This window comes from Neisseria sp. P0019.S002 (assembly GCF_051957155.1).
In the GTDB taxonomy this organism is placed as follows: Bacteria; Pseudomonadota; Gammaproteobacteria; order Burkholderiales; family Neisseriaceae; genus Neisseria; species Neisseria perflava.
Genome location: NZ_JBQCWS010000001.1, coordinates 555643 through 577803 on the forward strand (window position 1 = coordinate 555643; position 22161 = coordinate 577803).

The window sequence follows — 22161 nt, forward strand, 5'->3', positions numbered from 1 at the left end:
ACTATTGCTGACCCACGCAAGCCGCCAGTGCATCACGATATGCTTTACAGGCATTGTATGCAGCGCGATAGGCAGTAAATCCATGCAACAAATCGGCATTGGTAGTGATTTGACCAACATCCACACGGCATTGTGGCACAGGCGGACATGATGATACTGGGTTGGGCGCAGTAGGTTTTGCACACCCAACCAACAACCATGCAAACATTAAAACGGCAAAAAAGGCTTCTTTCATTTGATGCTCTATTGTTGATTAATTGCTGCGGCCACATCAGCAGGCAGCTCTTGATTTGCCCACTGAGGATTTTTAGCCACGGCAGCAGAAACTGCGGCAGACTTTACTGCCGCCGCTTGGTTTAGTTTGTCGATTTCGGCTTGTAAGGCTTGGGTACGAGTTCGGCTCTGCTGCGCATCGGCATTTGCTTGATTCAGCTGATTTTGCAGGTTGTCAATTTTGGCGGCACGCGCATGGCTGATTTTGACCTGCATGATGATAACCAACAATTCAATCAAAACTACTGCAACCAAAGCTAAGGTAATTTTAATTTTCATAATGCTTACACGAGCTTTGCAATCGCATCAGCGATAGCGCGGCAAATCGTCCATTTTTTTTGTTTGAATTCGGCAAGGTCTTTATCATTACTGATAAAGAATGGTTCAAATACAATGCCCCCGTTTTGGGCATAGGCAAGGCGGGAATGCTGACCGGCGTTGTCCGGTTTAAATCCTGATTCACCGCGCAAACGCCAGCCTGTAACCGCCGCGACGGCATTACTGATTGCTTGACAGGCAGCTTTATTGCGCGGCAGGCTGAGAGCCTCAATACCTGTGGCCGTTTTATTGGCCGCCGCGTTCGTATGAAACTCGACCGCAATATTAGAGCCACGAATAAGGGTAATGGCTTTTGCCAGTGGCAGATTCCCTTTGCCTTCGCCATCTGTTTTCACTGTCATACCATAATCATTGCGCAGGATATTAGCCACGATATTGCGCATATCTTGCGCCAAATCGGCTTCACGGTCAGACCCATTGACTGCGCCCGGGTCAGTGTTGCTGTGGCCGGCTGTCAGGCAAATAAGTTTACTCATGCTTTACTCTCTTTTCTTTGCTGGATGAATTTTATTGATGTTCCCGCCAGCCCAAACTACCGCGCCGGCATGCAGGGCAAGCCCAAATATAAGCAGCCAAATAGCCAGCCACTTCAATCCAAAAGCGGCACAGAATGCGAGTGAGCCAAGCCATACAAAAGTAATATAGGCAATCGCCGATGATAATGGCTTGTGTGTTTTTCCACGCGTATCAAACATAATGATTCTGGCGGCGGCTGTGGCCGCCAAAACAATAACGGCAGTTGTCTGTACTTTATCCATCCTTACTCCTTTCTAGGCCATCCGTTGACAATGGTCATCAGCTTTTGCAGCACCAGTACAAGCAGGGCAGAAAATAATGCGGCAGACGTAAATGAGTTGATATGAAGCCAATCACCGGGGATTACCCAGTTCAAAACTTCTTCCGCTGAGTCATAGCCAAAAATACCGCCGCAAAATGAGACGGCAAACAGCCATGCTTTCGAAATTGACCCATATGTTTTTTGGCTCAGAACAAATAGACTTGCACCAATTAATGCCCCAAATGCAACTGAGGCGTGGACGTGATAACTGCCAATAACAATCACGGCGGCGTTGATGGCAGTGGTGGTTTTATCGGATTGCATGACGTTTTTTTAATCCCATAGGTTTATTGTTTTGATAACAGCAACTGCGGCAGTGTCTACGGCAGGCATTACAATTTTTAATCCAGCCGGTAGGAGTAGGGGATATAGATTTAAATCAGGATTTGCCGCCAGCACATCTACAATGTATTTTGAACTGCCATAAAATGCGGCAGTAATACCGGCGGCAGTATCTCCCTCTTTAGTAATAATCGTGTTGATTTTTGCCATTTTTATAGCCTTAAATCAGCTCAGAATCACAGCGGCTTTTACCCATCAATGATGCAACAGCAAAATGTGCTTCGCGGCGATAGTCTTCGGCCTGATTTTGTTTTGCTTCTGCACGCTCTCCACTTTTGCCGGTTGCTTCGGCATCTGCCCACGTTTCAAGCAGGATCGCCTTTGTGTAGCAATAGACGGCGCGCCGGTAATAAGAGACACGGACGGATTCGCCATTGATATAGTCTTCAGGATCGTCCAACTCATGTAGTGAGCTGATACTGTTTTGCTGCGCCTGTTTTTTCCAAGCCCGTAACTGTCCATTCACATGGGCAACTCCATCAATTGCAGCGTGATACAGTCGGCTCGAACTGACATTGGTATCAATGCGCATAACATTGCGTAAATCTGATAAATCAATACGCGGCCAAAATGTCCCACTGATGATTTCTGATTGTCCGTACTCTTGACGGCCTTGTTCATCGCTATCGGCAAAAACTAATGACATTTGATACTTTTAAGAAAAGGAAAACGGCCTTTTCCGTTTGCCGCAGGCTGACAATTAGCGCAATGCGTTTACATGACAGACAGGACAGCGGCGGCCGTTCCCGTGAGGGGAGAGGTTACTTGCTTTCGATGTTCAGTTGCTTTTTGAGGGACTCAATGCGTTTCTTCACACCGACATTACTGAAATATTCAATGGCTTTTTCGTACAAATCCAATGCACGAGCCGGATCATTGTCTTCGGCGCGCTCACCGCAGGCTTTCAAGAACTTGGCACGGATTGGATCCATGACGTTGAGTTCGTGTAAGCCTGTTTCATGGTCAACCGCAACCAGCTTATTAATGAGGCGTGTTTCAGCTTCTACTGACAATTCAGCACCGGATGCGAGCTGTTCGGCGATTTCTTCAAACATCAAGTCTTTTAAATCGCGTTGATATTGGTCTGAGACAATCATGTTCTGCTCAATGGCAAATTCCGCCAATGGCACGGCGGTTTCGATTTCGCCGATATCAATCAACCACAATAATGCGGTAGTGAAAACGGTATCTGTCGCCCGAGCTTTACCGCTCTCATGCACCTCATTTAACCAATCGCGGTATTTATCAATCATTTGACGTTTTGCTGCGATTTTGTCGGCAATGCCTTTAATACCTGATAATGTTCGGCGATCTTGTGCGAGCTGATACTGCAAACGTTGGTATGGTTCGGCTGCGGATAAATCGATATCAGCATTTTTTCCTGCCAAGACAGATTGTTTATGAGCACGAGCTGGTGAGGTCATTTTTTTTCTTCTCCAATTAATGCCGTCTGAAATTACTTCTCCACTGTTTAACAGACTGGTTACCACTTTCATTTCAGACGGCATTCATTACTTACTCGGCAATCTTGATATTTTCAATCAATGCGGCCGCGCCAAACTCTTCAACAACGTAGTCGATGTTTTCTGATTGGTAGTCGGATACACGATCAAAGCGCGGCTCGTTAATCAACTCGCGGCGATGACCTGTTTTGTGGAAATAAATCGACAAATTCGACAATGGCGTGATGAGCATTGTGTTTTTCGGGAAATACGGCACCGCGATGGCAGTGAGGCCGCCAACGCGTTTGGCCGCCGTAATGGCATGAGCAGCAACTTGCTCGGTTGCTTTTTGACCTGCTTCATTGGTTACGGCAAAGTATTTATCGCCCAGCAATGTGCGATGGCAAATTACGACCATATCCGGCAGTTCGGCAAATTCATCATCAATTAACTCATTGCAGGCATCAACTACAATGGCATCGAGATTTTTGTATTTAGCCGAAGGGCCAACATCTACTGCTTGACTGCTTGAACCCATCACGTTTTCAGGCGCATCTTCACGCAACTGTTGCAGCCAGCCTTTTTTAATGTCTTGTAACAAGGGATTTTGACCGGCATCTGAATCAGGCGATGATTTGACACCGTTAAAGCCGATGGCAATCAAGCTCAGTGCTTTGGATTTGACGATTTGGCTATTAACCAACTCAATGTAGTTTGTATGGGCTGACCATTGGTCCATATCATCGTATGGAATCATTGTGTCGAAGTTTACTTTTTCACACAGATACTTACGGCCAGTTTTGGTATGTACGGCTTTTGGTTTGCGTGCCTTGCTTTCGCCTGTTGGGTCCGTTTGAGTACGGCTTGCGTTCAAGCCTGCGCCAATACCTACGATTTCACCGGCGATTTCTGTCTTTTGGACCATATTAATTTTTTGCAAAAATGCGGAGCTTTGGCGAACTTTTTCGCGCATTTTTTGCGATACCGACGGGGTAACGTTGAATTGATCGGCTGTATTTTGTACGCCATTTGCTGCGGCGACCGCGTTGATGTATTGACTGATGTATTTATGCATTTTTCACCCTTAAAATTCTGATACTGGCTTGGTTGCACCACCCAAATGAGGTGCCTGGGCATTTACCGGCGTAACTTCAACTTGTGCTTTGAACTTTTCAAAATCTTCTTTCAGTGCGGCAAATGCAGCGGCAGATTTTTCGTTGTCGTCAACCAGCTGGGCCACCACTTTTGCGGCTTGCTCCAACTCTTGACGCAAGGCTGAATACTCTTGTTTTTCTTCAGGCTTGCCTTTCGCATCTTCAGTTACTTTCGGCTCTTGACCTTCTTCATTTTTTGGAGCGGCAGGCTTGGTAAACATGGCGGCGTGCAACTTGCCCCAGATTGTTTGTTTTTCTGACATTTTTTCTTCCATTTCGGTGTAATTTGACAAGATTTCTTGCTGGTCAGCCGCAACGGTAAATTTAAGCATTGATGTACCTAAAGATGCCGGGCTATCGGTCAACGCCAAGCCGATCAGATATGTTTTGCCTGTGTTGGCGAAATTTTTCTGCAACTCCATCGATGTAAAGACTTTTTCTCGGTCTTTCATCATTTGCTGGGTTTTTGCAGTCGGATCAAGACGGGCATAGAGTTTTGTCACGCTGTTTTCTGTCTCGGCTTTTAATTCAATCACCGAACCTAAGCCACCAAGTTCTGATTTAGGGAAAAATGGTCGGTAATGCTCGACATTTAAAACTGCGGTGTAGGTATTCGGGTCGTATGATTCGGCAGCTTGTACCAAATCGTCAGATGCGATTTCACGGCCATCAACCGTAGGTCCGCTTTGGCCGATACAAAACCATTTATCTTTAATATTCATAATTAATGACTTCTTTGGCGAAACCGTTACTAAAGTCTTTATTTTGCCCCAAGACCAATCCTTGACAATCTACTTTCCGCCTTAGTGCGTTTTTAAGGTTTGCAGAGCAATGTTCTCTTTTTCAGACGGCATGAAAATACGCTTGTGTTTACTAATTGCTTAAATAAATGGAAAAAAGAAATCAGGTGGAAATTGCGGCGAATATTGACCCTCGAACTGTTGCACGCAGTTTGTATTGGCAGGGCTGGCGCATATCTGCCATTGGTCGACATCTTGGGATTAAGCCGGCGACTGTGCATAGTTGGAAGCAAAGAGAGAACTGGGATGGCGGCACGCCTATGCAACGGGTAGCTGCTTCAGTTGAAGCTCGACTGATACAGCTGATTCATTTACCCAAGAAATCAGACGGCGACTATAAGGAGATTCGCCAGCTTTCGGGATTGATTCAAGGCTCTGCTAAGCAATCTGATTCAGATAGCCGCAGTGAAAAGAAATTTATTGATGACTTGGTTACAAATGTTCCGAATATTGATAATCCTCCGCGCGAACGAAACTTTCGCGGACGTGATGCAAAAGATGTACGGACGGAAAAGCCGCATAAGAATTTCTTACATCCTGAGCAAATACGCCGTATGAGTGAGATTTTTGTAGATCAAAGTTTTGGTTATCAAAAATACTGGCATCAGCAATATCAAAATCAGCGATTTAGAAATATCTTAAAAAGCCGCCAAATCGGGGCGACTTTTTATTTTGCGCGTGAGGCGTTTTTAAATTCTCTCAAAACGGGCATTAATTCGATTTTCTTGTCATCCTCTCGCGCTCAGGCTTATCAATTCAGACAGTACATTTTCAACCTTGCGGCGATGGTCGATGTTGAATTGAAAGGCGGTGATTCGGTTCAATTGCACAATGGGGCAGAGCTGTATTTTTTAGGGACCAACAGCCGCACAGCACAGGGTCGGAACGGCAATCTGTATGTGGACGAATACTTTTGGATCCCTGATTTTCAGAAGCTGCAAACATTGGCTGAGCCAATGGCATCACAAAAACACTTGAAAACGACTTTTTTCAGCACGCCGTCTAGTGAGGCTCATCCTGCGTATGGTTTTTGGAGTGGGACAGACTACAACGATGGGCGACCACGCTCGGAGCATATTGCGCTAGATTTGAGCCATTCGGCTTTAAAAAAAGGGAGATTGGATGCCGATGCGCAGTGGCGGCAGATTGTAACTATCCATGATGCGCTTGAGTCGGGATGTAATTTGTTTGACTTGGATTATTTGCGCCGGCGCAATTCGCCCGATAAATTCGCGCAGTTGTTCGAATGTCAATTTATGCCTGATGGGGATTCGGTTTTTACTTTTGCTGAATTGCAAAAATGCGGGGTTGACTCATGGGACACTTGGGCGGATTGGTATAAAGATTTCTCTGCCCGGCCTTGCGGCAATGCTCCTGTTTGGATTGGATACGACCCTTCTTACACTGGTGATGCTGCAGGTTTAATTGTGGCAACTGCACCAACTCATAATCGGGATAAGTTTTGTATTGTGCAAAAAAATCTTTTACAAGGGGCGGACTTTGAGAGCCAAGCAGCCTTTATACGCAAACTCCTTGATGTTTATAACGTGCAGAAGATTGTTATTGATACTAATGGCATTGGTGTTGCGGTTGCCGATTTGGTTAAGAAGTTTTTTCCATCCACGGTATGTATGACTTACACGCCCGACATCAAAGGCTTGATGGTACTTAAGATGCAGAATCTTATTAAAAATGGCAGGGTTGAGTGGGATAGTGGCGACCTTGATATTCAGATGGCTTTCCTTTCCGTACGCCGTACTTCAACTAAAAGCGGTAAATATACGACTTATGAATCCGTCCGAAGTAAAGATGCCAGCCACGGCGACCTTGCCTGGGCAGCAATGATGTTGTTTTTCCAAGAACCTTTAGACGGCACTGTAAGTGGTCGTGTTGAGATTGATAGTTGAGGATTTAGTAATGAGTGAAAAAAATCAGTTTGATGTTGAGGTTTTCAAATGGGGCGATGATGATCGTCTCACTTGGTTGGCGGACTTATGGGAATGTGTGGACAACGGTCAATACTATGAGCCTCCTGTTAATTTATCGGATTTGGCTGGACTGATGCGCACCGGCATTCATCATGCGAGTGCGCTTCAATGCAAACTTAATGTTTTGGCAGCTACGTTTATTCCGTCAAAATGGTTAAGCCGTGGGGAGTTTAAAAAGCTGGCATTCGGTTTCTTGGTATTGGGTAATGGTTATTTACAAGTAGAGCGAAATCGGCTTGGGCAACCTCTTACGTTGAAAAACCGTCTTGGCTTATATATGCGCAGAGCTTCGAAGAAAGATGGCTACTTCTATCTTCGCCATCATCTTGCTACCGATGCTGATTTTATTCCGGAAACTGATATTGTTCATCTAATGCAGCCCGATTTATCCCAAGAGGTTTATGGCATTCCCGATTATCTTGCCGGGATGAGTTCGGCTGAACTTAATAAGTCGGCTACAACCTTTAGACGGCGATACTACGATAATGGCAGCCATGCCGGTTTTATTGTTTACGCTACTGACAACAATTTAAATCAGACAGATTGGAACCAACTCAAAAACCAGTTTAAAGCCGCACAACGTGAAGGCAATTTTAAAAATGTTTTCCTGCGTTCGCCCAGTGGTTCTCCGGATGGTATCAAGCTGATACCAATATCAGAAGTTGCCGCGAAAGATGAGTTCATCAATATCAAGAATACAACCGCCCAAGATATGCTCACTATTCACCGCGTTCCTCCAGCCCTGATGGGTGTTGTCCCTCAAGCTGCCGGTGGCCTCGGTGATGCTCGTACAGCGGCTGAGGTATTCGCGGCAAATGAGATCGCGCCGATTCAGACAGCTTTCCTTGAGGCAAATGACCAACTTGGGGCAGAGGTATTCAAGTTTAAGCCGTACTCCTTGACCGTTGCTGCTTAAAACACTGCCTAAAACACTACCTAAAACAGAAAATCCACCTGAAAAAAAATCAGGTGGATTTTTTTTACATCCTCCGCCGCTGTATCGGAGCTTCCGCGCTCCCCCTCCACGCCTGCGATGCTCGCTCGTGTGCGTTTTTTTATGCAAAGTATGATTAAGCTCTAACCCTTATATTTACAGGGCCTTTGCTATAATTCCTGTATTGGCTTTTTTATGCGTTTTTATGCAAAAATACGCATTTTTATGCTTGATTATGCACACTTAAAAAGGCCGTCTGAAAATTCAAGTTCAGACGGCCTTTTCTCATTTATTTAATCTGTATTTTTTACGCAAATTCATCACGTCATTTCCCCAAAGCTCTAAAGCCTCACGTCTCTCATCTATAAGTTCTGAGCGGTCATATGCGCGTTCAGTTTTGTCTGCAATACCATGTGACAATAACAGCTCACCGACATCACGCCTTATCTTGTGAACCTCTCTCAAATATGTTCTTGCAAGACTTCTTAAACCATGAGCAGTTGTATTCAATCCCATTTTCCTACGTAATTTCAGCCGTACCGTTTCACGATCAAGATGCTTGTTATATCCAGCACCCTCAAACAGATAAATACCATTTACATTAAGCTTCATTGCTTCACGATAAATCTGCAGCAACGCACTGGATAATGGGACAATGTGCGGTCTTGTTTTCATTCGTTCAATTGGAATCTCCCATATCGCACTCGATAAATCCAACTCTGCAAGCATAGTACCAACAGCTTCTGACGGCCTAGTCATACTTAGAAGCTGCCAATATATTAGTAACCTTGCCCGCTCGCCAATTCCATCAGTTGTTTCTATTTTTTCAATCAATAACGGTAAATCTTTAGGGGATAGGGCGGCAAAATGTCGCTCTTGAGGTCTGTCAAAAACCTGTTTCCCGATAACAGCAACAGGATTACTTTCAATAACTCCGCTTGCAACATAATAATCAAACATTAAATTCAAACTACCTTTTACCCGGCGTAAATACTCAAGCACGCCGCGCTGCTCCATCTTCCGTAGTACATCCACAATTTCTGCAGTCTTTATAGTTCGAATGTCACGACCTTTAAAAACGGGGACAATGTTCAATTCCAAAGCAGATAAAACGTTTTTAGCGTACCGCTCAGATTTTCCCTTGCCAACTTTTCCGCCACCGCGCGCCCATCTTTCAAACCACTCGACCAAGCAATTTTCAAACCGATACCTAGCCGATACATCATCAGATAATATTTTAGGATTTTTCCCCTCGCGGATTTTCTGCAAAATTTCTTCACGCCATGCTCTTGCATCTGCAAGGCCATATTCAGGATACAAGCCTAACGTTAAAGTATCAGACTTGCCGTCATATCTACATTGCATTCGCCATGATTTCCGCCCCGATGGCAATACCCAAAGAGCAAGCCCACCCCCGTCAGGTAACTTATAAATTTTATCTTTCGCCCTTGCTGCCTTAACTTGAGCCAGCGTTAATGGTGTTACGATTTTCGGCATTTTCAGTCCATAATTCACTCAGTAACAAATAAAATAACACAAAAACACAAAAAAGATTTAAAACGAATAGAAAGCTTTTTAATTTTAGACAAACAAAAAAGCCAGTAAATATTTGATATTTACTGGCTTTTTTGTTGTGTTCTAAAGATTCGTAAATCTTTTAAAATTATCTGTGGCAGAGAGGAAGGGATTCGAACCCTCGATACGCTATTCACGTATACACGCTTTCCAGGCGTGCGACTTAAACCACTCATCCACCTCTCTGTGGACTATTATCCTGACTTGTTATCAGAATAATGTAAAACTTGACTGATTGATTTATCAGTGGTGCCCAGGAGAAGACTCGAACTTCCACACCCGTGAGGATACTAGCACCTGAAGCTAGCGCGTCTACCAATTCCGCCACCTGGGCAATTTAAATTTTCTTAAGCAAAGAAGCACCAAATTACTTGGTGCCCAGGAGAAGACTCGAACTTCCACGCCCGTGAGGACACTAGCACCTGAAGCTAGCGCGTCTACCAATTCCGCCACCTGGGCTTTGCTTTATTCTTCAATTTAAGGTAGAGTTGACTACCCGAACTGCGAAGAAGCAGCTATTATATATTTTAAAAAAAGAATGTCAACTATCAAAATGAACAAAAATACTAAATCTTTAAATTTACGAGAAAAAGACCCGTATTTGGAGCGGGAGAAACAACGTTACGCTCATCCGTTGCCCAGCCGCGAATGGGTTATTGAATTATTGGAACAAAAAGGTGTGCCGACCAAAATCGAAGCTTTGGCACATGAATTGTCGATTGCAGAAGATGAATATGAATTCTTCGAACGCCGTCTGAAAGCGATGGCGCGTGATGGTCAGGTGTTGATTAACAGACGTGGCGCGGTGTGTGCGGCAGAAAAATTGGCATTGGTTAAATGCCGTGTCGAGGCGCATAAAGACGGCTTTGGTTTTGCCGTGCCGCTAACGCCGACAGGCGAGGGCGATTTTGTTTTGTATGAGCGTCAGATGCGCGGCGTGATGCATGGGGATATTGTTACTGTTCGTCCTGCTGGTATCGACCGCAGAGGCCGTCGTGAAGGTACGGTTTTGGATGTGGTGGAGCGTGCGCAGTCTAAAGTGGTCGGCCGTTTTTATATGGATCGCGGCGTGGCCATTTTGGAGGCCGAAGACAAGCGTTTGAGCCAAAGTATCGTGTTAGAGCCTGAAAGCGTGGCGCAATTTAAACCGCAATCCGGCCAAGTGATTGTGGCTGAAATTGAGACGTATCCTGAAGCGCATCGTCCTGCAGTGGCTAAGCTGATTGAAGTGTTGGGCGATTATGCCGACAGCGGTATGGAAATCGAAATCGCTGTACGCAAGCACCATTTGCCTCATCAATTCAGCGAAGCATGTGTCAAAGCTGCGAAGAAAATTCCCGATCATGTGCGTAAAACCGACTTGAAAGGGCGCGTGGACTTACGCGATTTGCCTTTGGTAACCATTGACGGTGAAACTGCGCGGGACTTTGATGATGCGGTTTTTGCTGAAAAAGTCGGCCGCAATTACCGTTTGGTGGTAGCGATTGCCGATGTCAGCCATTATGTCCGTCCTGATGACGGAATTGATGTAGATGCTCAGGAACGCAGTACCAGCGTGTATTTCCCACGCCGTGTGATTCCGATGCTGCCGGAGAAGTTGTCCAACGGTATCTGCTCGCTCAATCCTGATGTCGAACGCCTGTGTATGGTGTGCGATATGGTGATTACCTATGCAGGCAATATCAAGGAATACCGCTTCTATCCGGCAGTAATGCGTTCTCATGCGCGACTGACTTACAATCAAGTTTGGGATTGGATTTCAGACGGCCAGGATCATCCGTTTAAGCAGCAAATTGATACTCTGTATCAGTTATTTAAAATCTTGCAGAAAAAACGTTTTGAGCGTGGCGCGGTTGAGTTTGAGAGCGTTGAGACTCAGATGATTTTTGATGACAACGGTAAAATCGACAAGATTGTTCCCGTCGTCCGCAACGATGCGCACAAGCTGATTGAAGAATGTATGTTGGCGGCGAATGTTTGCGCGGCAGAATTTTTGCTGAAAAACAAACATACGGCTTTGTTCCGCAATCACTTGGGCCCGACTCCCGAAAAACTGGCCACTTTACGCGAGCAGCTTAGTTTGCTGGGGTTGAGTTTGGGTGGCGGTGATAATCCGACGCCGAAAGACTATGCTGCGCTTGCCGAACAATTTAAAAACCGTCCGGATGCGGAGCTGTTGCAAGTGATGATGTTGCGTTCTATGCAGCAGGCGGTTTATGAGCCGCATTGCGACGGTCACTTTGGTTTGGCTTATAGCGCATATGCACACTTTACTTCGCCTATCCGCCGTTATCCTGATTTGACGGTACATCGTGCCATTAAGGCTGTATTGAACGGACAAACTTACCAACCCAATAAAACCTGGCAGGCTTTGGGCGTGCATACTTCTTTCTGCGAGCGCCGAGCCGATGATGCCAGCCGCGATGTGGAAAACTGGCTGAAAACTTATTATATGCGCGACAAAGTCGGCGAAGTCTTCAGCGGCAAGATTTCGGGCATGACCAGTTTCGGTATTTTTGTAACCTTGGACGATATTCATATCGACGGCTTGGTTCATATCAGCGATTTGGGAGAGGATTATTTTAACTTCCGTCCTGAAATTATGGCGATTGAGGGCGAACGTAGCGGTGTCCGTTTCAACATGGGCGATACGGTCACTGTAAAAGTTGCGCGTGCCGATTTGGATACCAGCAAGATTGATTTGACCTTAATCAGCGGCGGTTCAGTCGGTAAGAAACGCGGCGGTAGAAAAGCGAAACCTGTGAGCAAGCCGACAGCTGCTGACAAGCCTGTCGAAAAGCGTAAGCGTAAACTTTCGGCTAAAGAAATTGATGAAGCGTTGGCTGCTCCTGCGAAGGCAAAGAAGGGTAAGGTAAAAAGCAAACCTGCCTCCAAGCCTGACAAGTCAAGCAAACCTAAAGCCGCAAGCAAGAAAAAAGCGCCGGCGAAAACAGCTTCCGTCAAAGCCGGGCGTAAAAATAACACTCAAGGCAAAAGCGTGAAGATTAAAGTGAAGAAAGCTGCTAAGAAATAAGCTGCATTCTATTCAGGCCGTCTGAAAAGTTTCAGACGGCCTGAATTTGTGATTTTATGAAGACAACCAAGGATAAATAAGATGATAAAACTATACGGTATTCCCAATTGCGATACGGTTAAAAAAGCGCGCAGTTGGTTGGTGGAAAACGGCATCGAGTTTGAGTTTGTAGATTTTAAGAAAAACGCCCCGACTGCTGAATTGATTGATGGCTGGCTGGAGCAGGCGGCTTTGGAAATTTTGCTCAATAAAAGAGGCACGACTTGGCGCAAGTTGGATAAAGATGCGCAAGAATCTGCCGCCACAAAAGAAGGTGCGATTGCTTTGATGGTGGAGAATCCCAGCATCATCAAGCGGCCTGTGTTGGTCAAAGAAGGACAGGTTCATGTCGGATTTTCAGTAGAAGCGTATCAGGAAATTTTCGGATAAGGTATTTTTAGGTTTTTAGGCCGTCTGAAAAAGCAAGCCTCGAAAAAATACGTTACAATACGCGCTTTGAGCCTGTTTTTAGGATTTTAAGATTTTTGCGGCAGCATTTTCCGGCTGCCGCGCCAAACTTTTCTTTCGGATAAATATGTTCCATATTGTTGAAAAATATAAAACACCCGCCCAGATTGTTTTAGGTATCATCGGTCTGACCTTTATCGGATTCGGTGCCAATAATTTGTCTTCGCCGGGTTCTGATTACATTGTCAAAGTCGGGGATGAGAAAGTCAGCGAACACGCTTTACAGATTGCGATACAAAACGAGCAGGCTGCCGGCAATAATGCGCCTTCGCGTGATGCGGTATTCCAATCGTTATTGCAACGTGCTTATCTGAAGCAAGGTGCCAAGCTGATGGGCATCGCTGTGTCTCAGGAACAAATTAAACAAGTTATCGTGGATGATCCGAATTTCCATGATGCTTCCGGTAAATTCAGTCAGGATTTGCTCAAGAAGTATTTGGATCAGCGCAAAATGACCGAAGATCAGTTTGTTGAAGATATCCGCGAACAGTTCCAATTACAAAATCTGTTGAATTTGGTGCAAAACGGTGCCTTAGTCAGCGATGCGCAAGCGCGTCAGTTGATTAACCTGACCCAAGCCACCCGTACCATCCGTTCATTTACGTTCAGCCCTGAAGCATTTGCGGCACAAGTCAAAGTAGATGATGCGGCTTTGCAAAAGTATTATGAAGCGCATAAGAAAGATTACTTGATTCCTCAAGCCGTTAAGCTGGAATATGTGGCTTTGAACATTAAGGATTTGGCTGACAAGCAAACCGTCAGTGCGGAAGAAGTACAAAAAGCTTACGACAGTAAAAGCGTAGATTTGTCGCCAAGAGCCGAAATTGCGCATATTTTCATTCCGGTCATGCCTAACGGAGATGAAGCAAGCAATGCGGAAATTAAAGCAGAAGTGGACAAAATGGCTGCAGAGCTCAAAGCTCACCCAGATGCTTTTGCCGAGCTGGCAGCCAAGTACTCCAAAGACTTGTCCAGCAGCAATAAAGGCGGCAATTTGGGCTACCTGAGCAAAAGCGGCGGCAGCGGCTTTGGACCAGAATTTGATAAAGCGGCATTTGCATTGGGCAAAGGCGAAGTCAGCGATACCGTTAAATCATCTTTGGGTTATCACGTCATTAAAGTTTTGAATGTCGAAGCTGAACCGACTTTAGAACAAGCCAAAGCGCGTATCGAAGCAGCCTTGAAACTGAAAAAAGCGGCTTCTGCCTTTAATGCCGCTAAAGAAAAACTGGGTGAAGATACCTTCAATGATCCGTCTTCTTTGGCAAAAGCAGCCGCTAATTCAGGTTTGAAAGTGGAAAGCCTGGATGAATGGGTGACCAAAGCGGGCGCGAAGGAAGCCGGCTTGCCTGAAGCATTGATTAATGCCGCGTTTAGTGATGATGTACTGAAGAAAAAACACAATTCTGAAGTGATCGCCATCAACAACGATACCGTTTGGGTCATTCGTGCGAAAGAAGTGCGCGAAGAGAAAATCGCACCATTTGCGGAAGTCAAAGACAATGTCCGTGCAGCATATCAGCGCTCTGAAGCCGCCAAACTGGCAGAGAAAAAAGCCCAGGAAACTTTGGCTGCATTGAAAGCCGGTAAAGCTGCCGATGTTCAATGGTCGCCTGTTTCTCAATTGAGCGCGCAAGATGCACGTAAAACCATGTCTCCGGAGGCTTATGCGGCTTTGCTGAAAGCGCGTCCTGTCGGTGGTAAACCTGCGTATGCATTGTTGGAAGGTATGCCTGCACCAGTGATTATGGAAGTTCAGAGCGTTTCTGCTCCTGAAAATGCCGATTCACAGATTCCGGCTGCTAAACAGGCTTTGGTTCAGCAGCTTTCTGCCAATGTTTTCGATGCCTTGCTCCAGTATTTGGGTAAGAAAATCGATCGTACGCAAGGTGCACAACAAGTTAATAATGCTGCCGAATAAGCAGAAATATTAGAGTAGGGCAGCCGGATGAATTCCGGCTGTTTTCTTATTTTTAGCTATCTTTTTAAAGGCCGTCTGAAATCATGAGTAAAAATCCTGATGCCTTTGTCCGTTTGATTAATGCATTAAAAATCCTGCCCAATGTCGGCCCGAAATCCGCACAACGCATGGCTTACCAGCTTTTACAGTACAAACGCGAAGAAGCGCAGGAGTTGGTAGATGCTTTGCAGTTTGCCTTGAGGCAGGTGCAGCATTGTCGGATGTGTAATACATTTTGCGAAGGCGATTTATGTGAAATTTGCGCCGACGAAAAACGCGAGAAAAGCCGCTTGATGATTGTGCATATGCCGGCAGATGTTTCCAGTATGGAGGCGGCCAATTGTCATGATGGCCTGTATTTTGTTCTGATGGGGCAAGTCAGTCCGGCGCAGGGCATGGATATTTCGGCAGTGGCATTAGATAAGCTGGTTGCCCGTTTGCAGGCGAGTGATATTGAGGAAATTATCATTGCAACCAACTTCACAGCCGAAGGCGACGCGACAGCATATGTATTGGCGGAATTGTTTAAAAATCTTCCTTATAAAGTCAGCCGGTTGGCAAGGGGAATCCCTTTGGGCGGCGAGATGGAATATGTAGATGCCGGTACTTTGGCTCAGGCTGTTTACGATAGAAGAAATATCCAATCTTAAATACCAATATAAAAAGGCCGTCTGAAAGTCTTTCAGACGGCCTTTTCATTGATTAAATCAGATTATTTGCAGCTGACGCCTTGAATTTGAGGCGTATCGCCGTTGCCGACTTTAAATGCGCATTTGGTTACGCTGCTGCCGGATACGGTAACAACACCGTTTCCGCTGTTGAGGCTGACAGGTTCTTTTACGCCCATGCCGACAGCAGTGGCTGCCAGTTTTTGAACATCGGCGTCGGAGTAAGCGGTATTGTTTGAACTGATTTTGATTTCTTTGGCGGCATATGCATTGAAGCTGAATGACAAACCTACAGCTACGGATACGAGGGCCAAGAATTTTTTGCTGTTCATTAGTGTATTTCCTTTTTGATGGTGACAAAGTGTGTCACAGCTTCAGAATAAGGGCGATTGGCCGATTGTGCAAGTTTTTCGGCGGAATTTACGGGAAGATACATGGTTTTACATACACTTTATCCCTGAATGCTACATCAGTTGGGCAATCGGACGACCTGTCGGTTTTACGGTACAATAAGCCTTTTTTGACAAACGAATGAGGCATTTTTGAATGGCTTCTTTAGAAACTTGGATAGGCCTGCGCTATCTGCGTGCGAAAAAACGCAACGGCTTTATGTCATTTATTACCATGATTTCAATCGTCGGTATCGCCTTGGGTGTAACGGCGCTGATTGTGGTGTTATCGGTAATGAATGGATTTCAGAAAGAGATACGCGGTCAATTGTTGAATGTCGCACCTCATGCGGAAATCGGCTATTACGATGTCGGCAGTGCGCCGGGTTGGCAGAGTTTGCGCGAATTTGTAAAAGGCAAAAAGGAAGTGTTGGCTAGCGCGCCTTATGTTTCCGATCAAGCTTTGCTTGCCAATGCCGGCGAAGTGCGCGGTGTGCAGATACGCGGTATTTTGCCGTCTGAAGAAAAAAATGTCGTTGATTACGGCAAGGATATGCCGGCCGGCAGTTTTGACGATTTGAAGCCGGGCGAATTTGATATTATTTTGGGTCAAGGGCTTGCTGAGGCATTGGGCACGGAGATTGGCGGCAAGGTTACAGTGATTACGCCAGAGGGTAATGTTACTCCTGCCGGCGTGGTGCCACGCTTGAAGCAGTTTAATGTGGTTGGTGTGGTAAAAACCGGTGTTTATGAAGTCGATAACACATTGGCCATGACGCATATCAAGGATGCGCAAGTCTTGTATCGACTGGGTGAAAATGTCGGTGGGCTGCGTTTGCGACTGGCTGATCCTCAGAATGCACCATCTTTCATAGCCAAGTTGATTCCAGATGCTAAAAAAGATGAAGTGTGGGTGCGTGACTGGACGTTTAACAACCGCAGCTATTTTGAAGCCGTTGAGTTGGAAAAACGCATGATGTTCATTATCTTGACACTGATTATCGCGGTTGCTGCGTTTAACCTCGTTTCTTCTTTAGTAATGGCGGTAACGGAAAAACAAGCCGATATTGCGATTTTGCGTACTTTGGGTTTGTCCCCGGGCGGCGTCATGAAGATTTTCTTGGTACAGGGTGCTTTCGCGGGATTCTTCGGTACGCTTGTGGGCGTGGTATGCGGTGTATTGCTGGGTTGGAATGTCGGCAAGATTGTTGCGTTTTTTGAAGACCTGTTTGGCGTGCATTTGATTAACTCACAGGTTTATTTCATCGATTACCTGCCTAGCGATGTGAATTTAAAGGATGTCGCCGTTATTGCCTGCATTTCGCTTGGTTTGGCATTTATTGCCACACTGTATCCGAGCTGGCGTGCAGCAAAAACCCAACCTGCGGAGGCTTTGCGCTATGAGTAAGACAATTTTGAAATGTATCGGCGTTGGCAAAAGCTATAATGATGGCGCATTGAATGTACAAGTGTTGAATCATTTGGATTTTGAAGTTGCCGAAGCGGAAAGCGTGAGTATTATTGGTTCGTCAGGCAGTGGTAAATCTACGTTGCTGCACCTTCTTGGTGGTTTGGATATGCCGTCTGAAGGCAAGGTAATACTGATGGATCAGGATTTGGGCGGTTTGAGCCAAAAACAGTTGGGCGAATTGCGCAACCGTTATTTGGGCTTTGTGTATCAATTCCACCATCTATTGCCTGAGTTTTCTGCTTTGGAAAATGTCATGATGCCGCTTTTAATCGGCAAAATGCCCAAGGCAATGGCTGAGGAGAAGGCTGTCAATATGTTGAAAAAGGTTGGCTTGGACAAGCGTATGCTGCATCGTCCGAGCGAACTGTCTGGCGGCGAGCGTCAGCGTGCGGCGATTGCCCGTGCTTTGGTCAATGAGCCGAAATGCCTGTTGGCGGATGAGCCGACAGGGAACCTTGACCGTAAAAATGCGCAAAATGTGCTGGACATGATGCTGGATTTGAAACGCGAATTGAACACCAGCTTGATTGTGGTGACCCATGATGACGAGCTGGCTGAGCGTTTCGATCGGGTAATGACCATGAAAGACGGCAGCCTGCAAGTGCTGCAATAAGGTTATTATTTCAGGAAAATATTTTATGCTTTGAACGGTATAATAGAGGCCGTCTGAAAAATAGGTTTTCATTTATGGAAACGCTTTTTTTCAGACGGCCTTTCTTTTTTCCGTATCAATCAATCCTGAGCCATGAATCCAACCGACTCTATCCTTTCCTCTGCCGCAGATGCGGCCATAGCGTTTTTCCGCCGCCACGAAGTACAGGGCGCATCCGTTATTGAGCCTTATGTGGTTCGACTGTTTGCAGCCTTGCAAAACGGGCATTCGTTTATTTACTTGGATAAAGCGGATGTCGATGCCTTAAGCAACTTGCCGAATTTGGTCGGTAATGCGGATAAACCGCTTATCCTGCAAGACCGGAAATTGTTTTTGGGGCGGATGTGGCAGTTGGAGCATGATTTGGCTGTTGAAATCAAACGGCTGGCAAGTGCAGAGGCGGAAGAAGTGAATTTCATGGCGGCTTCAAAAAGCCTGAGCGACTGGTTTGATACTAAAGACAGCAAAGAGCAACGGGATGCTGCTGCTTTGGCCTTGCTGCAAAACTTTATGCTGATTACCGGCGGGCCGGGTACGGGTAAGACGACGACCGTAGCAAAGCTTTTGGGTCTGATTTGTAATAACAGTACGAAGCTGCCCCGTATCGCGTTGGCGGCGCCGACGGGCAAAGCGGCTGCGCATATGGCACGGGCCTTGCAACGTGCTTTGGACGGTTTTGATTTGTCTCCGAGCATTAAAGCTCATTTAGAAAACTTGGAAGGGCAGACTGTCCATCGTTTGTTGAAACTGCGTCCTCCGCAAATGCGCCCTGCGTTCAATCATGAATATCCGCTTGCATTGGATGTTTTGGTGGTGGATGAGGCTTCGATGTTGGATTTGCCGCTGGTGTTGGATTTATTGCGCGCCGTGCCGACCGGCTGTCGTCTGGTGTTGCTTGGTGATGAAAATCAGTTGCCGTCGGTTGGCTTGGGAGCTGTATTGGCGGCATTGTCGCGTCCGACGGCTTTGGATAAAGAAACCGCTGAAAAGCTGGAAGTGTACCTGCCCAATCATGGCTTTGAGATTAAAGGGCAGCCACAGGCTTTATCGCAAAACAATGCCAAATTGACGTTCAGCCACCGTTTTGGTGCAGACAGCGGTATCGGCTGTTTGGCAAGGGCGGTGGTTTCCGGGGAAAAGCAAACTGCGGTCGAACAGTTTGACAAGTTCCCCAAAGAATTGGAAATGAAATCAGGCCGTCTGAAAGAGCAGGTCGCCTTGCTGTATCAAAAGCAACAGGATTATTGGCAGGCCGTGGCAGAGAATAATGTTGCACTCGCCTATGGTCATGCGGCCGATGTGGTGGTATTGGCGGCTTGGCGGCAGGATGCGGATGATTTGAATCAGGCTTATCAAGAATACCTGCAACGACAAGGCAAGGTTTCGGGTGAAATGCCTTGGTTTGCCGGACAAATCATCATGATTACGCACAATGATTACATGCTGGAAGTGTTTAACGGCGACATCGGGCTGATTATGCCGGATAAAGAATCGTTGAATGGCTTGTCTGCCTATTTTCCTGAGAAAGATGGATTCAAAAAAATTGCCATCAGCCGTTTGCCCGATTTTGAATCGGCTTTTGCCATGACTGTGCACAAGAGCCAAGGTTCGGAATATCGGGAAGTATGGCTGTTACCTCCGTCAGTGCCTGCAACGACGGAGAGTGAAGAAGAGGCTCGAGGTTTAGATAAGGCTCTGCTTTACACAGCCATTACCCGTGCGCGTGAACGTTTTGTGTTTTGGGGAAATGCGGAGGAATTATGTCAGGCTGTGGGATGCCATCAAAAACGCAGGACGGCATTGGCCGATGCCTTGAAATGGCAGTTTGAACAGCCTGATGAGCAGGCTTCCGTTTGACTTGAATCAAGAGGCCGTCTGAAAGAGGATAAAGCGTTTAAATCTGCTTGACTGATTACACTAATTTACATACGATAAAAATAATTAGTAAATAAAATGAATAATTTATACGAAATTCATAATTTTGTACGCTTTATCGAATACTTCACTTTCAATACCTTCTTTTGGAGAGTCGGCATGAAATTTCAAACCAAACTGATTGCAACCTGTATTTTATTGGCTTCATCGTCTTATTCATTGGCAGAAAATGCTGATGGCGGACGTGATGCGGCGGCTTTGTCCACCACCAATGATTACGTCAATTCCGGCAGTATTATTCGCAAAGATGACGATAAAATCAGTATTTTCAATGATTTATTGACTGTAAATGGTGGCTTGCGCGTGCGTGCGGATACCAAAGACATCAATGCCAACAACAGCGGCATCAATCCGACGCCTGAAGATACCAATGCCAACTTTAATGCGGAGTTTTGGTTACGCGCAAAACTGTACAAAGACTGGAAATTGGTTGCGCAAATCGAGCCGAATATCGATTTGGAAACCGGTAAATTCAATGGCGATCATGATGTGCCGGTGAATAAACTGTATGCCGAAGGCACTTTGTACAATAACATTAAAGCGCGTGTCGGTAAATTTGGTGCGTTCTCTTCATACGGCCGCGTATGGGATGCCGAAGTAACCGGCGGCGAAATCTTCTTCGACAATAAAACCCTGCCGACCAAAATCTATGCAGGTCGTCGTACTGGCAATCTGAACGACAACGCATGGGGCATTGGCGGCCGTCGCAGACATTTTGCCGCGGTTCAAAGCATGTTGCCTGTGAATGAGAATATCAACGTCGGCGCAACCGTCAGCTATATGAAAGACATCGATGTACGCGGTGCGAAGAAAAATGCGGTCTTCGGAGAAATCGGTACGGACATCAAGTTTAATGATGATTGGCATTGGATGGCCGCAGTCAGCAAGTCCAATATCAAAGCCTATAATGATGCCGGACAAAAAATTAAAAATGATGGCGTGTTCACTGAAGTGCGCTATAAATCAGCCGACTGGAACGTCCGCAATTCTTACGACGTATTCTTGAACTACCGCCGTGTCGGATCGTTGTCCGGTGTCTCTTCTGTTGAGGATTACAGCAAAAACGTCCAAGGTGTGCAAATCGGTGCGACCTATATTCCTTGGAAAAACTGGAAACTCAAAGGCTTCTATTTGGCCGGCAAACAGGTTACGCCTACCATCGGCACAGATAAGCAGGACGTAAACGTTATTCGTGGTCAGTTAGAATATAAATTTTAATCATCACAAATAAAAAACAGGCAGGATGTTCTGCCTGTTTTTGGTTTTCAGACGGCATGGATATGGGGTCGTCTGAAATAATGGATTCAACGCTTACCAGCTATCGCGTTTCATACGGTCAAGCTGGCGGCGGTCGCGTTTGGTTGGGCGTCCGTCCGGATAAGCAGCACTGATGCGGCTGGCTTGGTCGAGTTGTTTTTGAGCTTCGCGTTCGGCAGCCGTTTTCATGTCTTCTTCGTAGAGTAAACGCGCTTCCGGTGCCGGGCGGCGTTGATGATTGAGCGCGGCAACTTTGAATTTATAGGGCAGGGAGTTCAAAGTCATGTCGATGGTGTCGCCAGCAGAAATATTTTTGCTGTTTTTCACCTTTGAGCCGTTTACCAAAACCCTGCCCAGCTCAATATGTTTTTGTGCCAGCGCGCGGGTCTTGAAAAAGCGCGCGGCCCACAGCCATTTGTCCAAGCGCATGGACGAATTGTCATGATCGTTTTTCATAGCCTGTTTGAAATGATTGAACTGAATTGAAGTTTATCATAAGATACGGCACTTCATTCGTTTAGTGCAGATATACTATTTCTTTATTAAAGGCCGTCTGAAAGATTTTTTATTGCAAAAGATGGCAGTTTCCCTTTGAGAAATGCT

At 45.9% G+C, this 22161-nt stretch carries 23 protein-coding genes and 3 tRNA genes; 10 read left to right on the forward strand and 16 right to left on the reverse strand.

The window, feature by feature from the left end; all coding sequences use genetic code 11:
* Position 1: 1 nt before the first annotated feature.
* The 10 genes from lysC to ACTHTY_RS02820 form a co-directional block, all read right to left on the reverse strand.
* Positions 2–235 carry an Rz1-like lysis system protein LysC gene (lysC, locus tag ACTHTY_RS02775; protein WP_440366396.1) on the reverse strand — a complete coding sequence of 78 codons (234 nt, stop codon included), beginning with the start codon at positions 233–235 and terminating at the stop codon, positions 2–4.
* A gap of 8 nt (positions 236–243) precedes the next feature.
* Positions 244–552 carry a hypothetical protein gene (locus ACTHTY_RS02780; RefSeq protein ID WP_295697375.1) on the reverse strand — a complete coding sequence of 103 codons (309 nt, stop codon included), beginning with the start codon at positions 550–552 and terminating at the stop codon, positions 244–246.
* Positions 553–557: 5 nt separating this feature from the next.
* A complete protein-coding gene (locus ACTHTY_RS02785; RefSeq protein ID WP_295697377.1) occupies positions 558–1088 on the reverse strand; it encodes an N-acetylmuramoyl-L-alanine amidase in 531 nt (176 codons plus the stop codon).
* Positions 1089–1091: 3 nt separating this feature from the next.
* Positions 1092–1370 carry a phage holin family protein gene (locus ACTHTY_RS02790; RefSeq protein ID WP_440366397.1) on the reverse strand — a complete coding sequence of 93 codons (279 nt, stop codon included), beginning with the start codon at positions 1368–1370 and terminating at the stop codon, positions 1092–1094.
* A gap of 2 nt (positions 1371–1372) precedes the next feature.
* A complete protein-coding gene (locus ACTHTY_RS02795) occupies positions 1373–1714 on the reverse strand; it encodes a putative holin (protein WP_440366398.1) in 342 nt (113 codons plus the stop codon).
* 9 nt (positions 1715–1723) lie between these two features.
* Positions 1724–1942, reverse strand: a complete 219-nt coding sequence (locus ACTHTY_RS02800) for a tail protein X (RefSeq protein WP_440366399.1) — start codon at positions 1940–1942, stop codon at positions 1724–1726.
* A 10-nt stretch (positions 1943–1952) separates the two neighbouring features.
* Positions 1953–2438: a head completion/stabilization protein gene (locus tag ACTHTY_RS02805; protein ID WP_295697385.1), complete on the reverse strand. Its 486-nt coding sequence runs from the start codon at positions 2436–2438 to the stop codon at positions 1953–1955.
* A gap of 115 nt (positions 2439–2553) precedes the next feature.
* Positions 2554–3216 carry a phage terminase small subunit gene (gene gpM / locus ACTHTY_RS02810; protein WP_440366400.1) on the reverse strand — a complete coding sequence of 221 codons (663 nt, stop codon included), beginning with the start codon at positions 3214–3216 and terminating at the stop codon, positions 2554–2556.
* A 91-nt stretch (positions 3217–3307) separates the two neighbouring features.
* Positions 3308–4309, reverse strand: coding sequence for a phage major capsid protein, P2 family (locus ACTHTY_RS02815; protein ID WP_440366401.1), 1002 nt, complete (start codon positions 4307–4309; stop codon positions 3308–3310).
* Between the two features lie 9 nt (positions 4310–4318).
* Positions 4319–5110: a GPO family capsid scaffolding protein gene (locus tag ACTHTY_RS02820; RefSeq protein WP_440366402.1), complete on the reverse strand. Its 792-nt coding sequence runs from the start codon at positions 5108–5110 to the stop codon at positions 4319–4321.
* 167 nt (positions 5111–5277) lie between these two features.
* Between ACTHTY_RS02820 and ACTHTY_RS02825 the strand changes: the two genes are divergently transcribed.
* Both ACTHTY_RS02825 and ACTHTY_RS02830 read left to right on the forward strand, forming a co-directional pair.
* A complete protein-coding gene (locus ACTHTY_RS02825) occupies positions 5278–7095 on the forward strand; it encodes a terminase large subunit domain-containing protein (RefSeq protein ID WP_440366403.1) in 1818 nt (605 codons plus the stop codon).
* A gap of 10 nt (positions 7096–7105) precedes the next feature.
* A complete protein-coding gene (locus ACTHTY_RS02830) occupies positions 7106–8092 on the forward strand; it encodes a phage portal protein (RefSeq protein WP_440366404.1) in 987 nt (328 codons plus the stop codon).
* Positions 8093–8395: 303 nt separating this feature from the next.
* Here ACTHTY_RS02830 and ACTHTY_RS02835 read toward each other — a convergent pair whose 3' ends face one another.
* The 4 genes from ACTHTY_RS02835 to ACTHTY_RS02850 form a co-directional block, all read right to left on the reverse strand.
* Entirely contained in the window at positions 8396–9607 is a 1212-nt protein-coding gene (locus ACTHTY_RS02835) for a tyrosine-type recombinase/integrase (protein ID WP_440366405.1), read from the reverse strand.
* Positions 9608–9780: 173 nt separating this feature from the next.
* A tRNA-Ser gene (locus tag ACTHTY_RS02840) sits at positions 9781–9871 on the reverse strand.
* 61 nt (positions 9872–9932) lie between these two features.
* Positions 9933–10019: transfer RNA gene (locus ACTHTY_RS02845), tRNA-Leu, on the reverse strand.
* 38 nt (positions 10020–10057) lie between these two features.
* Positions 10058–10144 (reverse strand) — tRNA-Leu (locus ACTHTY_RS02850).
* A gap of 79 nt (positions 10145–10223) precedes the next feature.
* Here ACTHTY_RS02850 and rnr point away from each other — a divergent pair.
* The 4 genes from rnr to recR all read left to right on the forward strand — a co-directional run bounded on the left by rnr (position 10224) and on the right by recR (position 15836).
* Positions 10224–12719 (forward strand): ribonuclease R, encoded by a 2496-nt coding sequence (gene rnr / locus ACTHTY_RS02855; protein ID WP_440366406.1) that lies wholly within the window; start codon positions 10224–10226, stop codon positions 12717–12719.
* Between the two features lie 81 nt (positions 12720–12800).
* Positions 12801–13148, forward strand: a complete 348-nt coding sequence (locus ACTHTY_RS02860) for an ArsC family reductase (protein WP_440366407.1) — start codon at positions 12801–12803, stop codon at positions 13146–13148.
* A gap of 145 nt (positions 13149–13293) precedes the next feature.
* Complete coding sequence (locus tag ACTHTY_RS02865) at positions 13294–15147, forward strand: SurA N-terminal domain-containing protein (protein ID WP_440366408.1); 1854 nt, start codon at positions 13294–13296, stop codon at positions 15145–15147.
* Between the two features lie 83 nt (positions 15148–15230).
* On the forward strand, positions 15231–15836 hold the full coding sequence (gene recR, locus ACTHTY_RS02870; RefSeq protein ID WP_003679078.1) for a recombination mediator RecR: 606 nt from the start codon (positions 15231–15233) through the stop codon (positions 15834–15836).
* A gap of 62 nt (positions 15837–15898) precedes the next feature.
* Here the strand turns inward: recR and ACTHTY_RS02875 are convergent, their stop codons facing one another.
* Positions 15899–16186, reverse strand: a complete 288-nt coding sequence (locus ACTHTY_RS02875) for a hypothetical protein (protein WP_440366409.1) — start codon at positions 16184–16186, stop codon at positions 15899–15901.
* A 214-nt stretch (positions 16187–16400) separates the two neighbouring features.
* On the opposite strand from ACTHTY_RS02875, the gene ACTHTY_RS02880 reads away from it, so the two are divergent.
* From ACTHTY_RS02880 to ACTHTY_RS02895, 4 genes are all read left to right on the forward strand, one after another.
* Positions 16401–17651, forward strand: coding sequence for a lipoprotein-releasing ABC transporter permease subunit (locus tag ACTHTY_RS02880; RefSeq protein ID WP_004519734.1), 1251 nt, complete (start codon positions 16401–16403; stop codon positions 17649–17651).
* Complete coding sequence (gene lolD, locus ACTHTY_RS02885; protein ID WP_049333768.1) at positions 17644–18327, forward strand: lipoprotein-releasing ABC transporter ATP-binding protein LolD; 684 nt, start codon at positions 17644–17646, stop codon at positions 18325–18327. The genes ACTHTY_RS02880 and lolD overlap by 8 nt, the downstream gene beginning before the upstream one ends.
* Before the next feature lie 132 nt (positions 18328–18459).
* Positions 18460–20223 carry an exodeoxyribonuclease V subunit alpha gene (gene recD / locus ACTHTY_RS02890; RefSeq protein WP_440366410.1) on the forward strand — a complete coding sequence of 588 codons (1764 nt, stop codon included), beginning with the start codon at positions 18460–18462 and terminating at the stop codon, positions 20221–20223.
* A 96-nt stretch (positions 20224–20319) separates the two neighbouring features.
* Entirely contained in the window at positions 20320–21519 is a 1200-nt protein-coding gene (locus tag ACTHTY_RS02895) for a hypothetical protein (protein ID WP_440366411.1), read from the forward strand.
* A gap of 93 nt (positions 21520–21612) precedes the next feature.
* Here ACTHTY_RS02895 and ACTHTY_RS02900 read toward each other — a convergent pair whose 3' ends face one another.
* The gene (locus tag ACTHTY_RS02900) at positions 21613–22014 is read right to left on the reverse strand and encodes an RNA-binding S4 domain-containing protein (RefSeq protein WP_003679090.1); all 402 of its coding nucleotides are present in this window, start codon (positions 22012–22014) and stop codon (positions 21613–21615) included.
* Positions 22015–22161: the final 147 nt, after the last annotated feature.